Source organism: Alkalihalobacillus bogoriensis ATCC BAA-922 (genome assembly GCF_000621445.1).
In the GTDB taxonomy this organism is placed as follows: domain Bacteria; phylum Bacillota; class Bacilli; order Bacillales; family Bacillaceae_F; genus Bacillus_AO; species Bacillus_AO bogoriense.
On sequence record NZ_JHYI01000015.1, the window covers coordinates 83,794 to 97,242 of the forward strand.

The 13,449-nt window shown below is 40.3% G+C and carries 18 protein-coding genes and 1 pseudogene; 18 read left to right on the forward strand and 1 reads right to left on the reverse strand.

Annotated elements, in window-relative coordinates; translation table 11 throughout:
* Nucleotides 1-64: 64 nt before the first annotated feature.
* The 10 genes from T323_RS0107965 to T323_RS0108010 all read left to right on the forward strand — a co-directional run bounded on the left by T323_RS0107965 (nt 65) and on the right by T323_RS0108010 (nt 7,221).
* Nucleotides 65-289, forward strand: a complete 225-nt coding sequence (locus T323_RS0107965; RefSeq protein ID WP_026672801.1) for an AtpZ/AtpI family protein — start codon at nt 65-67, stop codon at nt 287-289.
* Complete coding sequence (locus T323_RS0107970) at nt 286-678, forward strand: ATP synthase subunit I (RefSeq protein WP_026672802.1); 393 nt, start codon at nt 286-288, stop codon at nt 676-678. Before T323_RS0107965 ends, T323_RS0107970 begins: the two co-directional genes overlap by 4 nt.
* Nucleotides 679-686: 8 nt before the next feature.
* Complete coding sequence (gene atpB, locus T323_RS0107975) at nt 687-1,424, forward strand: F0F1 ATP synthase subunit A (RefSeq protein WP_026672803.1); 738 nt, start codon at nt 687-689, stop codon at nt 1,422-1,424.
* Between the two features lie 70 nt (nt 1,425-1,494).
* Complete coding sequence (atpE, locus tag T323_RS0107980; protein WP_026672804.1) at nt 1,495-1,707, forward strand: F0F1 ATP synthase subunit C; 213 nt, start codon at nt 1,495-1,497, stop codon at nt 1,705-1,707.
* A gap of 109 nt (nt 1,708-1,816) precedes the next feature.
* Nucleotides 1,817-2,308, forward strand: coding sequence for a F0F1 ATP synthase subunit B (atpF, locus tag T323_RS0107985; RefSeq protein WP_026672805.1), 492 nt, complete (start codon nt 1,817-1,819; stop codon nt 2,306-2,308).
* On the forward strand, nt 2,305-2,850 hold the full coding sequence (locus T323_RS0107990) for a F0F1 ATP synthase subunit delta (protein ID WP_026672806.1): 546 nt from the start codon (nt 2,305-2,307) through the stop codon (nt 2,848-2,850). The genes atpF and T323_RS0107990 overlap by 4 nt, the downstream gene beginning before the upstream one ends.
* A gap of 21 nt (nt 2,851-2,871) precedes the next feature.
* Complete coding sequence (gene atpA, locus T323_RS0107995) at nt 2,872-4,383, forward strand: F0F1 ATP synthase subunit alpha (RefSeq protein ID WP_026672807.1); 1,512 nt, start codon at nt 2,872-2,874, stop codon at nt 4,381-4,383.
* A gap of 50 nt (nt 4,384-4,433) precedes the next feature.
* Nucleotides 4,434-5,294 (forward strand): ATP synthase F1 subunit gamma, encoded by an 861-nt coding sequence (atpG, locus tag T323_RS0108000; protein ID WP_026672808.1) that lies wholly within the window; start codon nt 4,434-4,436, stop codon nt 5,292-5,294.
* A gap of 42 nt (nt 5,295-5,336) precedes the next feature.
* Complete coding sequence (atpD, locus tag T323_RS0108005) at nt 5,337-6,749, forward strand: F0F1 ATP synthase subunit beta (protein WP_026672809.1); 1,413 nt, start codon at nt 5,337-5,339, stop codon at nt 6,747-6,749.
* A 67-nt stretch (nt 6,750-6,816) separates the two neighbouring features.
* Complete coding sequence (locus tag T323_RS0108010) at nt 6,817-7,221, forward strand: F0F1 ATP synthase subunit epsilon (protein ID WP_026672810.1); 405 nt, start codon at nt 6,817-6,819, stop codon at nt 7,219-7,221.
* 264 nt (nt 7,222-7,485) lie between these two features.
* On the opposite strand, the gene T323_RS0108015 is transcribed toward T323_RS0108010, so the two are convergent.
* Nucleotides 7,486-7,980 (reverse strand): DUF1722 domain-containing protein, encoded by a 495-nt coding sequence (locus tag T323_RS0108015; protein ID WP_026672811.1) that lies wholly within the window; start codon nt 7,978-7,980, stop codon nt 7,486-7,488.
* 221 nt (nt 7,981-8,201) lie between these two features.
* Between T323_RS0108015 and T323_RS0108020 the strand changes: the two genes are divergently transcribed.
* The 8 genes and pseudogenes from T323_RS0108020 (at nt 8,202) to nuoK (ending at nt 13,436) form a co-directional block, all read left to right on the forward strand.
* Nucleotides 8,202-8,579, forward strand: coding sequence for an NADH-quinone oxidoreductase subunit A (locus tag T323_RS0108020; RefSeq protein WP_026672812.1), 378 nt, complete (start codon nt 8,202-8,204; stop codon nt 8,577-8,579).
* Complete coding sequence (locus tag T323_RS0108025; protein ID WP_026672813.1) at nt 8,570-9,088, forward strand: NuoB/complex I 20 kDa subunit family protein; 519 nt, start codon at nt 8,570-8,572, stop codon at nt 9,086-9,088. The genes T323_RS0108020 and T323_RS0108025 overlap by 10 nt, the downstream gene beginning before the upstream one ends.
* A gap of 8 nt (nt 9,089-9,096) precedes the next feature.
* Nucleotides 9,097-10,041 (forward strand): annotated as a pseudogene (locus tag T323_RS0108030) (NADH-quinone oxidoreductase subunit C); the annotation flags it as partial.
* A gap of 5 nt (nt 10,042-10,046) precedes the next feature.
* Nucleotides 10,047-11,147: an NADH-quinone oxidoreductase subunit D gene (locus T323_RS0108035; protein ID WP_026672815.1), complete on the forward strand. Its 1,101-nt coding sequence runs from the start codon at nt 10,047-10,049 to the stop codon at nt 11,145-11,147.
* On the forward strand, nt 11,147-12,148 hold the full coding sequence (nuoH, locus tag T323_RS0108040; protein ID WP_026672816.1) for an NADH-quinone oxidoreductase subunit NuoH: 1,002 nt from the start codon (nt 11,147-11,149) through the stop codon (nt 12,146-12,148). Before T323_RS0108035 ends, nuoH begins: the two co-directional genes overlap by 1 nt.
* A 37-nt stretch (nt 12,149-12,185) precedes the next feature.
* Nucleotides 12,186-12,611: an NADH-quinone oxidoreductase subunit NuoI gene (nuoI, locus tag T323_RS0108045; RefSeq protein ID WP_026672817.1), complete on the forward strand. Its 426-nt coding sequence runs from the start codon at nt 12,186-12,188 to the stop codon at nt 12,609-12,611.
* A gap of 8 nt (nt 12,612-12,619) precedes the next feature.
* On the forward strand, nt 12,620-13,129 hold the full coding sequence (locus tag T323_RS0108050) for an NADH-quinone oxidoreductase subunit J (protein WP_035178166.1): 510 nt from the start codon (nt 12,620-12,622) through the stop codon (nt 13,127-13,129).
* Nucleotides 13,122-13,436 (forward strand): NADH-quinone oxidoreductase subunit NuoK, encoded by a 315-nt coding sequence (nuoK, locus tag T323_RS0108055; protein ID WP_026672819.1) that lies wholly within the window; start codon nt 13,122-13,124, stop codon nt 13,434-13,436. Before T323_RS0108050 ends, nuoK begins: the two co-directional genes overlap by 8 nt.
* Nucleotides 13,437-13,449 lie beyond the last annotated feature (13 nt).

Here is a 13,449-nt window from a genome sequence, read left to right on the forward strand (position 1 = left end):
GGGTTACAAACAATACATAAAATTAGTTTCGTAAGCTCCTACAATCGTAGGAAGGAGCGGTGCAATGTCATTAGGTAGACGTTCAATGCGGGCAATGGCGCTCGTTTCGATTATTTCATCGTATATTGTAGGCGGGGTGCTTGCCGGTGTTTTTATCGGAAATTGGATAGATGAACGTTTTGCTACAAAACCACTATTCCTTATCATTTTTCTACTACTAGGAATTGGTTCGGGTTTTTACGGTGTTTATAAAGTAATCCAGCCATATTTAGGAGACAATGAACAATGATAACGTTTCAAGCAAAAATGAAGGGATATACGTATATTTCAATCATTTTTGGATTCGTTTTCCTTGTCGGAGCACTCTTAACTCCATTTCAACCTCATTTTTTAGGTTTGTTTCTTGGTTTTTTGGCTAGTTATATTAGCTTGTGGACCATTTACCGTAAAACCGCTGTTGTTGGTGAAATATCAGCCAACCCAAAAAACATTTCATTTATATCCTATGCACTAGCTGGTTTTGGTATTGTCATACGTTATGGACTAGCTATCTTTGCGGTTGCGATAGCTTTTCGCTATCCAGATGCCGTTCACTTACTTTCGGTCATTGCAGGGTTATCCCTGATTTATGTCATTATATTACTTGATATGATAATTCAATTCGTTAGAAAGAGGTGATAACTAATATGGATCATATTGCACCAATGCGAGAGTATTTCGGGCTAACGTTTAATATGTCATCGGTACTGATGACGACTGTTGTCTGTATAATCGTTTTCAGTGTCGTGTTTTTCGGCTCTAGGCGTTTAGCTATGAGACCTTCCGGCATGCAAAACTTTCTAGAATGGGCTATCGAGTTTGTCCAAAACATCATTAAAGCCAACATGGATTGGAAAACAGGTGGTCGATTTACCGCACTAGCGTTTACGCTTCTCTTTTTCGTGTTTACTGCCAATATGGTAGGTATCCCATTTGAGATTGCAAACTATACAACGCATGAAGCATGGTGGAAATCACCGACTTCTGACCCTGCCCTAACATTAAGTTTAGCAGCCCTTGTCATTATCTTGACACACATTTATGGGATTGCATTACAAGGTTTTGGTGAATACGGAAAAAACTATTTCCGTCCCGTCCCGTTCTTATTCCCATTTAAAGTCATTGAGGAGTTTGCCAATACATTAACATTGGGAATGCGTCTATTTGGTAACATTTACGCAAAAGAAATTTTAATGATTTTAATCGTAGGGTTAGGAAGTGCAGGAATAACCTCGCTTACAGCAGGAGGGATTTTTACTGGGGTATTAACAATATTCCCACTAGTCATTTGGCAAGCATTTAGTGTGTTTATTGGAGCGATTCAAGCGTATATCTTTGCGATGTTAGCAATGGTATATATGGCACACAAAGTTGAACATCATTAAACATTGCTCGTAATTTGAGCGTTTAAAATAATAAAAAATTTATTTGTATTCATAAGGAGGAATTTTTTAAATGGAAGCATTAGCAGTAGCAATCGTAGCAGGTCTAGCAGCAATCGGTGGTTCTATCGCCGTTGCCATTATCGTAAGAGCAACTCTTGAAGGTGTCACTCGTCAACCAGAATTACGTGGTCAATTACAAACTTTAATGTTCATTGGGGTACCTCTTGCAGAGGCGGTTCCAATTATCGCGATCGTTATTTCATTCATCCTTTTATTCCAATAATAAAGGTCGTATACAAGCACAAAAATGCTATAGATGGCGACAGTGTTCTGCTTTGAACCTTCGCCATTCCTTATGTTAGGTGTAAGAACATTAGAAAGGAGTGACTCACTTGGATTTTGTGATTCCTTGGGGTTCGATCATATATCAATTAGTTGCCTTTCTTATACTGTTATGGGCGATAAGTAAGTTTGCCTTAAAACCGATGATGGGCTTAATGGAAAAGCGCCAACAAATGGTTAATGAGCAAATTGACTTTGCTGAAAAAGACCGTAAAGAGGCTGAAAAATATTTAGAACAACAACGTAAAGAAATTGAGAATGCAAGACAAGAAGCACAGTCAATTCTTGAAAATGCAAAGAAAATGAGCGAAAAGCAAGCTCAAGATATTATCGTATCTGCTAAAGGTGAAGCAGAGCGTATTAAAGATTCTGCACTTGCAGAAATCAAGCGTGAAAAAGAACAAGCTGTATCTTCTCTTCGTGACCAAGTTGCATCATTATCAGTATTAATTGCAACGAAAGTGATTGAAAAAGAACTGAACGAAGCAGAACAGCAAAAGTTCATTGAAGATTATCTTAAAGAAGTAGGCGAAGAGCTATGAGCAACAAAGCAGTAGCCAATCGTTATGCTGTTGCTCTTTTTCAGTTAGCAAAGGAAAAAGGTTTAGTTCAACAAACCGAAACTGAGCTACAGTTAGTAAAAGAAGTAGTGGACAATACTCCTGAAATGATGACTGTTCTATTAAATCCGAAAGTTCGGGTAGAAGAAAAACAGAATATCGTGAAAACGGGTTTTGGTCAAAACGTCAGTGAACTTGTGATGCATACATTGCTTTTGCTTGTTGAACGCAAGCGTGTGGAAGCACTTGTTCCGTTAGTGGATGAATATAAATTGCTATCATACCAAGAGCAAAATGTGGCTGAAGCAAAAGTATATTCTACATACCCATTATCAGAGCAAGAAAAGACGGACTTATCTGTCTTATTTGCACAAAAAGTTGGAAAATCGAAATTAATTATTGAAAATATTATTGATAAAAACCTCATAGCCGGTATTACGATTCGCATCGGTGACCGCATTTATGATGGCAGTGTGAAAGGCCAGCTTACTCGCCTGGAACGTAATCTCTTGCAAAAAAGCTAGAACAAGATAGGGGTGAACGAAATGAGCAGCATCAAAGCAGAAGAAATTAGCTCTTTGATTAAACAGCAGATTGAAAACTTTCAATCAAATATTGAAGTATCCGACGTTGGTACAGTTATTCGTGTCGGTGACGGTATTGCTTTAGCACATGGCCTTGAAAACGTAATGAGTGGAGAGTTACTTGAGTTTTCAAATGGCGTCATGGGTATGGCACAAAACTTAGAAGAAAATAATGTTGGTATCATTATTTTAGGACCATATACAGACATTCGTGAAGGTGACGAAGTCAAACGTACAGGACGTATCATGGAAGTTCCTGTAGGTGAAGCTCTTTTAGGTCGAGTGGTGAATCCGCTTGGTCAACCATTAGACGGACAAGGACCAATTGAAACAGCAAAAGCTAGACCAATCGAAAGTCCAGCTCCTGGAGTTATGGACCGTAAATCCGTTCATGAGCCACTTCAAACGGGAATTAAATCGATTGATGCACTTATTCCGATCGGACGTGGACAACGTGAGTTAATTATCGGTGACCGTCAAACAGGGAAAACAGCTGTTGCAATCGATACAATTTTAAACCAAAAAGACCAAGACATGATTTGTATTTATGTAGCGATCGGTCAAAAAGAATCTACTGTTGCAGGTGTAGTGGAATCATTACGCCAAAAAGGTGCGCTTGATTATACGATCGTCGTTACTGCAAGTGCATCTGAACCAGCTCCATTGCAATTTTTAGCTCCGTATGCTGGGGTTACAATGGGTGAAGAGTTCATGTACAACGGGAAACATGTTCTTGTTATTTATGATGACTTAACAAAACAAGCGGCAGCTTATCGTGAGCTTTCTTTATTACTTCGTCGTCCTCCAGGTCGTGAAGCTTATCCAGGGGATGTATTCTACTTACATTCACGCTTACTTGAGCGCGCGGCAAAGCTTAGTGATGCAAAAGGTGGCGGTTCTTTAACAGCCCTTCCTTTCATTGAAACACAAGCTGGGGATGTATCAGCTTATATTCCAACAAATGTAATTTCCATCACGGATGGACAAATTTTCTTACAATCTGATTTATTCCACTCTGGTGTTCGTCCAGCGGTAAACGCAGGTCTTTCTGTATCCCGTGTTGGAGGTTCAGCGCAAATTAAAGCGATGAGAAAAGTATCAGGTACACTTCGTCTTGACTTAGCTTCTTATCGTGAGCTTGAAGCATTTGCACAGTTTGGTTCAGACTTAGACCGTGCGACATTAGCGAAATTAGAGCGTGGTGCTCGTACTGTTGAAGTATTAAAACAAGGATTACACGAGCCACTTCCAGTTGAAAAACAAGTAGCGATTCTTTATGCACTAACAAAAGGATTCCTTGATGATATTCCAGTTGGTGATATTAAGCGCTTTGAAGCAGAATATTTTGCATTCTTAGAGCACAACAAAAAAGAGTTACTTGAGCACATTCGTACAACTGGTGGTCTTCCAGAAGATAGCGATTTTAAAGCGGCTATTGACGAATTCAAAAAAGGGTTTAACGTTACAAAATAATCGCGGGAAAGTCGCAAAAACCAGTTAAGCGAAAAGGTGGTGAAAAATAGATGGCCTCACTACGAGATATTAAAACACGTATTAATTCGACGACAAAAACAAAAAAGATTACAAAAGCGATGCAAATGGTATCAGCTGCAAAACTAAACCGTGCACAAGAAAAGGCGAAAGGATTTTTTCCTTACACTGAAAAAATTCGTGAAGTCGTTGCCGGGATTGCTTCAGGTAACACAGAGGCGTCGCATCCGATGCTACAATCGCGTCCGGTGAAAAAGACAGGGTATGTTGTGATTACATCTGACCGAGGACTTGCAGGTGCGTACAATGCAAGCTTAGTTCGTGAGTTATTAACAACACTCAACAAACGTCATAAATCACCAGATGAGTATTCGATTATTGTAATTGGGCGAATTGGTCGTGATTTATTAAAAAGACGGAACATGCCAATTATTCAAGAATTAATTGGGTTATCTGACCAAGTCGAGTTTAGTGATGTAAAGAACTTAACAAGTACAACGGTCGATATGTTCCAAGACGAGTTATTTGACGAGTTATACCTTTGGTACAATCATTTCGTGAGCCCGATTACACAAGAGGTGACCGAAAAGAAAGTGTTGCCATTAACTGATCTTGCTGATGGAAGTTCAGCACAGTCGGAATATATTTATGAGCCTTCAGCAGAAGCGATTTTAGAGCAACTTTTACCACAGTATGCAGAGAGTGTTATCTATGGCGCATTATTAGATGCAAAAGCAAGTGAGTTTGGAGCACGTATGACAGCGATGAGTGCTGCAACGGACAATGCGGGTGCATTAATTGATAGTCTAACTCTTTCATACAACCGGGCACGTCAAGCTGCCATTACACAAGAAATTACAGAGATTGTCGGCGGTGCCGCTGCTCTAGAATAGAGAGTTTACGAACTCGAAACTGAAAGTATAGGAGGGAAACTGATGAATAAAGGTCGCATTACTCAGGTTATGGGTCCAGTTGTTGACGTAACATTCGACGATGGAAACTTACCAGAGATTTATAACGCACTGAGAATTGAGCAAACAGGCTCAGCAACAAATGCGGTTGATGTAAACGTAACGTTAGAAGTTGCGATTCATTTAGGCGATAATACCGTTCGTACGGTTGCGATGGGTTCAACTGATGGACTTGTTCGTGGAACAGAAGTACTAGATACAGGGGCTCCGATTTCTGTACCTGTTGGTGAAGTAACATTAGGTCGTGTATTTAACGTATTAGGGGAGTCCATTGACCTTGATGGTCCTATTCCTGCAGACGTGAAAAAAGATCCGATTCACCGTCCATCACCAAAATTTGAAGAGTTATCAACAAAAGCCGAAATTCTTGAAACAGGAATTAAAGTTGTTGACTTACTTGCACCATATATTAAAGGTGGAAAAATCGGTTTGTTCGGAGGAGCCGGTGTTGGTAAAACGGTATTAATTCAAGAGTTAATCAACAACATCGCACAAGAACACGGTGGTATTTCCGTTTTCGCTGGTGTTGGTGAGCGTACTCGTGAAGGAAATGACCTTTACTATGAAATGAAAGACTCTGGAGTTATCGCAAAAACAGCGATGGTATTCGGACAAATGAATGAGCCACCTGGAGCACGTATGCGTGTTGCCCTAACAGGTCTTACAATGGCAGAGCATTTCCGTGATAAAGAAGGCGCGGACGTATTATTGTTCATCGATAACATTTTCCGTTTCACGCAAGCCGGTTCTGAGGTATCAGCCTTATTAGGTCGTATGCCTTCAGCCGTTGGTTACCAGCCAACACTTGCAACAGAGATGGGACAGTTACAAGAACGTATTACATCAACTAAAGTTGGTTCTGTTACATCAATCCAGGCGATTTATGTACCTGCCGATGACTACACTGACCCGGCACCAGCAACAACATTTGCTCACTTAGACGCAACAACAAACTTAGAGCGTAAACTTTCTGAGATGGGGATTTACCCTGCGGTTGACCCGCTTGCATCAACATCTCGTGCCCTTTCTCCTGAAATTGTAGGAGAAGAGCATTACGCTGTTGCTCGTCAAGTACAGCAAACACTACAAAAATATAAAGAATTACAAGATATTATCGCGATCCTTGGTATGGATGAATTATCAGAAGAAGATAAGCAAATCGTTCACCGTGCGCGTCGTATCCAATTCTTCTTATCACAAAACTTCCACGTTGCCGAGCAATTTACCGGACAACCTGGTTCATATGTTCCTGTTAAAGAAACAATCCAAGGATTTAAAGAAATTCTTGAAGGAAAATATGATGATTTACCTGAAGATGCGTTCCGTCTTGTTGGACGTATTGAAGAAGTTGTTGAAAAAGCAAAAGAAATGCAATAATGAGCATGGAGTCCAAAGTGGCTCCTTACTCTACTAATAGCCTCGATGCTGTTAAGGAGGGTTTTCCATGGAGAAGACGATGAATGCGAGTGTTGTAACTCCTGATGGCACGGTTTTTGACGGAGATGTAGAGATGGTCGTTGTGAAAGCTCAAAGCGGTGAGCTTGGAATTCTACCACGCCACATACCATTGGTGGCTCCTCTAACCGTTGGACCCGTTCGTATAAAAAAAGGCAATAACGTTCAATTTATTGCAGTAAGTGGCGGATTTATTGAAGTGCGCCCTGACAAAGTAACAATTTTAGCGGAAACCGCTGAAATGCCATCAGATATTGATGTCGCTCGTGCTCGTGCTGCAAAAGAACGTGCGGAGCGCCGCATAAATGAAGCAAAGCAAGATGAAATTGACTTCAAGCGCGCGCAATTAGCTTTGAAAAAAGCAATTACTCGTCTGGAAGTTGCTGGAAAGTAATAAAAATGCCTGTAGACGTCCTTTCACGGTTATCTATAGGCATTTTTTTGTTGTATAGCGACATATGCTGATTCGTATCGGACATCTATTCCGTTATTGAAAGGAAAAGAGGCTATTTTATAAAGCTTTCGGACCTGTGTTCCGTTATTGGCCAGAATCAGGGAGGAATATTACGCTGAAAGCGGAAATAACGGAACAGATGTCCGTAAGGTTTTGAAAACACGGTAAAATTCGATAAATAGCGAAATAGATGTCCGAAAAAAATTACTCTTTTGTTACGACACCATCAACAATGGAATAGAGATATCCCTTCACTATAACGATGTTCCATTCAGGTTTTGGATAAATAAAAGTAGACTGTGTAATATACGGTTTTGGGTATTTTTCATTTAATTCTCTTATAAAAGTAACTGCATCGACGACAACGTCAGGAAATTCATAGAAAACCGACTCTATTTCTTGTAATCGACTGACAAATTGTTTATACCGAGTTTTTTCTTCATCTGTTGCCTCGTTTTTGTAATAACCCCACACATGCTCATATGTTGTTGTTACTCCTTTTTTAGAATACGGTAGTGACTTACACTCTAGTAAGAATTGATAGAATAAGGAAACGTTGGCAACAGAATTTCGTTGTAGGATGGGCTTCATTTTCTTATAATATTCATAGCCTCTTGCCATGACATCGTATTTATTTGTTGACCACATTCGTTCGACTACATTTTTTATTACCCGTTCACTTGTTATGTTTTCTACCATTCTATTTTCTCCTTTACCACCGGTGTTCACATAATAGTCACATTATCACATTCATGATAGCGTTTGCAAGGCGTATCAATAGTAAGTAAGACATGCTGTGCAAAATGGTATATTAAAAAAATGTTACAATTTTGTAACGGTCGACACCATATATAGGATTTGCTATAATGGTAACGATTCAAAAAAGAAATCCCGTACTAAAGCTTGGAGGCTGACGTTGTATGGATCCATTGTATAATCTATATCAAAACAACTATTTAGTTGTCGCTGTGTTTGTCATTCTTGGTATATTGTTACCATTGGTTGCGCTTACAGCTGGCCGGATTTTACGTCCTCATAAGCCAACGGAGGAAAAGTACACAACATACGAAAGTGGGGTTGAACCGACTGGTGGAAGTTGGGTTCAATTTAACGTGCGTTATTATATGTTTGCCCTTCTTTTTGTATTGTTTGATGTGGAAACGGTATTTTTATATCCGTGGGCTGTTGCCTATGATGATTTAGGTATTTTTGCACTAATTGAAATGATTATTTTTATGGTTATGCTCTTTATTGGCTTACTATATGCCTGGAAAAAGAAGGTGTTGACATGGATTTAAACTTAGACAGTTTAACGAAACAAGAACGTGCAGAGTTAGAGCAAAATATATTTTTTACAACGTTAGAACAAGTGAAAGCTTGGGCGAGAAGTAACTCGATTTGGCCGTTAACGTTTGGGTTAGCATGTTGTGCGATTGAGATGATGGGAACAGGAGCTTCACATTATGACCAAGACCGATTTGGTGTCATCTTCCGTACATCGCCGCGTCAATCTGACTGTATGATCGTTTCTGGAACGGTGACAAAAAAAATGGCACCAATTTTAAAACGCTTATATGATCAAATGCCAGAACCAAAATGGGTGATTGCAATGGGGTCCTGTGCTACCGCAGGCGGACCATATGTGAAATCATATGCCGTAGTTAAAGGAGTCGACCAGATTGTCCCTGTCGATGTTTATATTCCTGGCTGCCCACCAAACCCCGCTGCACTTATTTATGGAATCAATAAATTACAAGAAAAAATCCGTTATGAAGCAAAGACTGGGAAGCGGGTGACTAGTCAATGAGCGATGAAAAGGAAAAAGTAACTGCCGATGAAAAAGCGAAGGCCGCGGCAGCTGCAAAAGCGAAAGCCGCAGCAGCGGCAAAAGCGAAAGCGGCCGCATTAGCAAAACAAAAAGAAGCGGAAACAGAATCGACATCAGAACCAGCAGGAGCAGATGAAAAAGCGAAGGCCGCAGCAGCCGCGAAAGCCAAAGCAGCAGCAGCGGCAAAAGCAAAAGCGGCCGCATTAGCAAAACAAAATCGAACGGAAGCGGATTCTTCTGGAGATGATGAAAAAGCAAAAGCCATTGCTGCGGCAAAGGCCAAAGCGGCAGCCGCCGCCAAAGCAAAATTAGCGGCACAAGGTGGAGCCGATACTGATGATGAAAAAGCAAAAGCGAAGGCCGCCGCAGTAGCAAAAGCCAAAGCCGCGGCAGCTGCTCGAGCGAAGGCGGCGAGTGCAGGGGCAACGGAAGAAAAAATAGAAGAAACGCCATCTGTCAATCAACCGAAGCTAGATAAGTATGTAAAAGTAATAGAAGATAATCTTGGTGAAGGAATGCTAGAAGCTTCCTATATCAACCGACTGGCTAAAGATGTTCCTACACTAGTCGCTAAAAAAGAATCGTATTATAAAGTGGCTCAGTTTCTGAAACATAATGAGCAATTAAGCTTTGACTATCTATCTGAGTTGCATGGGTCTGATTTTGAAACTCATATGGAAATATACAATCACTTTTATTCTTTTAAAACAAAAGAAAATGTGGCATTAAAAGTGAAAATTGACCGTGATAACCCAACAATTGAATCTCTCGCTTCTATTTGGGAAGGTGCTGACTGGCCTGAACGAGAGGCTTATGATTTATTAGGCATTACATTTACAGGTCATCCGAATTTAACGAGAATAATGTTACCAGATGACTGGGTTGGTCACCCGTTACGCAAAGACTATGAACCTCATGATGAGGAGGTGTAGAACAGATGATTCGCACAGAAGAAATGCTACTAAACGTCGGACCACAACATCCTAGTACACACGGGGTGTTTCGATTAGTTGTAAAAATAGACGGAGAAATTATTACAGAAGCCACACCTGTTGTCGGTTACCTTCACCGCGGAACGGAAAAATTAGCGGAGAATCTTCAATATACGCAAATTATTCCTTATACCGACCGACTAGATTATTTATCAGCGATGACAAACAATTATGTTCTTTGTCACGCGGTAGAGACGATGATGGATTTAGAAATTCCTGAGCGAGCGGAATATTTACGTGTTATTGTAATGGAACTTGGAAGAATTGCTAGCCATCTTGTTTGGTATGGTACATACTTACTCGATTTAGGCGCGATGAGTCCTTTCCTATATGCGTTTCGTGAGCGCGAGATGATTATTAATCTGTTAAACGAAATTTCAGGTGGACGACTCACCTTTAACTATATGCGTGTCGGTGGTGTGAAATGGGATGCACCTCCGGGATGGATTGAAAAAGTTCGTGATTTGCTTCCTTATTTACGAAAAGAATTAGAAGGATACCACAACTTAGTGACAGGCAATGAAATTTTCCTCCAACGTGTTAAAGGAGTAGGAAAGTACACAAAAGAAGAAGCGATTCGTTACTCGATGAGTGGTGCGAACATTCGCTGTACGGGCGTAAAGTGGGATTTACGCAAAGACGAACCGTATTCGATTTATGACCGTTTTGATTTTGACATCCCAACACACACTGACGGTGATTGCTGGGCTAAATATGTCATTCGAATGCAGGAAATTGAAGAATCCATCAAAATCCTAGAACAAGCTGTTGCACAGTTTCCAAGTGAAGGTGCTATTTTAGCGAAAACACCAAGAATTATTAAGCCACCTGAAGGAGAAACATTTGTTAGAATTGAGTCGCCTCGAGGCGAAATCGGTTGTTATATTGCAAGTAAAGGGAAAAAAGAGCCATATCGATTAAAATTCCGTCGACCTTCCTTTTATAACTTGCAAATTCTTCCGAAACTACTCGTTGGTCAACCGATTGCAAATTTAATTGCTATTTTAGGTGGAATTGACATTGTTCTTGGGGAGGTTGATGGATAATGATGAGTGATATCTTAACATCTCAGCCTAGTTGGTTAAATGCATTAACCTTTTTCATTATGGGAGCCGCTCTTTTAGGTGTCGTTCTCGGCTTTGTGACGTATGCGATTTTAGCAGAACGAAAAGTATTAGGTTTCATGCAGCTTCGTGTTGGACCTAACCGTACAGGGGGACCGCTTGGATTATTACAAACGGTAGCTGACGTGTTAAAGCTTCTATTAAAAGAAGATACGATTCCGAAAAAAGCAGATAAACCGTTGTTTATTTTAGCACCTGTTCTTGCGTTTGTACCAGCATTTGTCGTCTTAGCGGTTATTCCGTTCTCTGAGAATTTATATTTTGCTGATATCGGGGTTGGCTTATTGTTTTATATAGCCGTTTCAGGGATTACTACGCTTGGGATTTTAACAGGAGGTTGGGCTTCAAACAATAAATACTCCTTAATGGGTGGAATGCGTGCAGCGGCCCAAATGATTTCATATGAAGTTCCGCTTGTATTATCCGTTGTTGGGGTAGTGTTACTTTCAGGTAGTTTGAATTTAATTGAAATCGTCCATGCGCAAAGTAATGTATGGTTTGTCGTCTGGCAATTGCCAGCATTTCTCGTGTTTTTAATAGCAGCAACTGCAGAATTAAACCGAGTACCTTTTGACTTACCTGAAGCAGAGTCAGAGTTAGTTGCTGGTTATCATGTTGAGTATTCAGGTTTTCGCTGGGCATTTTTTATGCTTGCTGAGTATGTGTATTTGTTTGCGATGGCAGCACTTACGACCGTACTCTTTTTAGGAGGATGGCAGCCGATTCTCTTTTTAGACTTCATTCCTGGTGTCGTGTGGTTTGGCTTGAAGTTTTCTGTCATTATCTTCTTAATGATATGGATGCGTGGTACATTCCCAAGATTACGTGGAGATCAGTTAATGGAATTTGCTTGGAAGGTTCTATTGCCGATTGCCATTGCCAACATCGTGTTAACAGCATTAATAAAGGAATTTATCTTGTAGGAAGAAGACTTCAAATCGAAGCAAGGGGTGAAAAACTATGTTCGGTAAAGGTTTACTAAAAGGACTGAAGTATACAGTTAGCAACTTAACAAAGCAAAATGTAACGACCCGCTACCCAGACGAACCGATTGAAATGCCAGACCGGTTTCGTGGCATTCAAAAATTTTATCCGGAAAAATGTATTGTCTGTAATCAGTGTGCAGCGATTTGTCCAACAGATTGTATTCAATTAACAGGCAAACCACATCCGGATCCAAATAAAAAGGGAAAAATTATTGATACGTATGATATCAATTTTGAAATTTGTATTTTGTGCGATTTGTGTACAGAAGTGTGTCCAACAGAAGCGATTGTGATGACAAATAATTTTGAGTTATCAGAGTATAGCCGAGATGAATTATTTAAAAATCTCGAATGGCTTGATGAAAACGACACGAATGTGAGGGAGGAGAATAAAGCGTGAATGGAGAAATGCTTGCCTTTTTTATCCTTGCCCTTATTGCCGTTAGCGGCGGCGTGTTAATGATTAACTTAAAAAAGGTGGTCCACGTTATCGTGGCCCTTGCCTTTACTTTTTTAAGTATCGCAGGGTTTTACGTATTATTGTCTGCTGAATTTTTAGCGTTTGTTCAAGTGTTGATTTATGCAGGTGCGATTACGATTATTATGTTGTTTGGGATCATGCTAACGAAACATGATGACCGTACAGATATTCCAGCTGGCTTTGTTCGCTCGATCGTCGCTTTTGTCGGTGTGGCTGTCTTTTTTGTCATTATGTTTATTGGCATTAATGATTTGTCGTTTGGTTCAGACCCTGCGCCTTTACATGAAGACAATGTGCGCCAAATCGGGATCGAAATTTATTCGAAATTTGTGATTCCGTTTGAAGTTGTCGGTGTTATTTTACTTGTAGCATTAGTTGGTGCCGTTGCGATTGCTAAAAATGATGATCAAGAAAAGGAGGCGGGTGACCGTGAGTAGTATTCCTTTATCCGTCTATCTGATTGTCGCTTTACTTTTATTTTGTATCGGGATGTTTGGTGTATTAACGAAACGAAATGCGGTCATCGTGTTAATTTCGATTGAACTAATGTTAAATGCGGTGAACATCAATCTCGTTGCTTTTGCGTTACATGGACCAAATCCTGCGATTACAGGTCAAATCTTTTCACTATTTACAATCACTGTTGCGGCAGCCGAAGCTGCTGTCGGTCTGGCCATTCTTATCGCTCTTTATCGTAACCGAAAAACGGTAAACGTCGATCAGATGAACCTGATGAAGCAGTAGGAAAGGAGAGGTG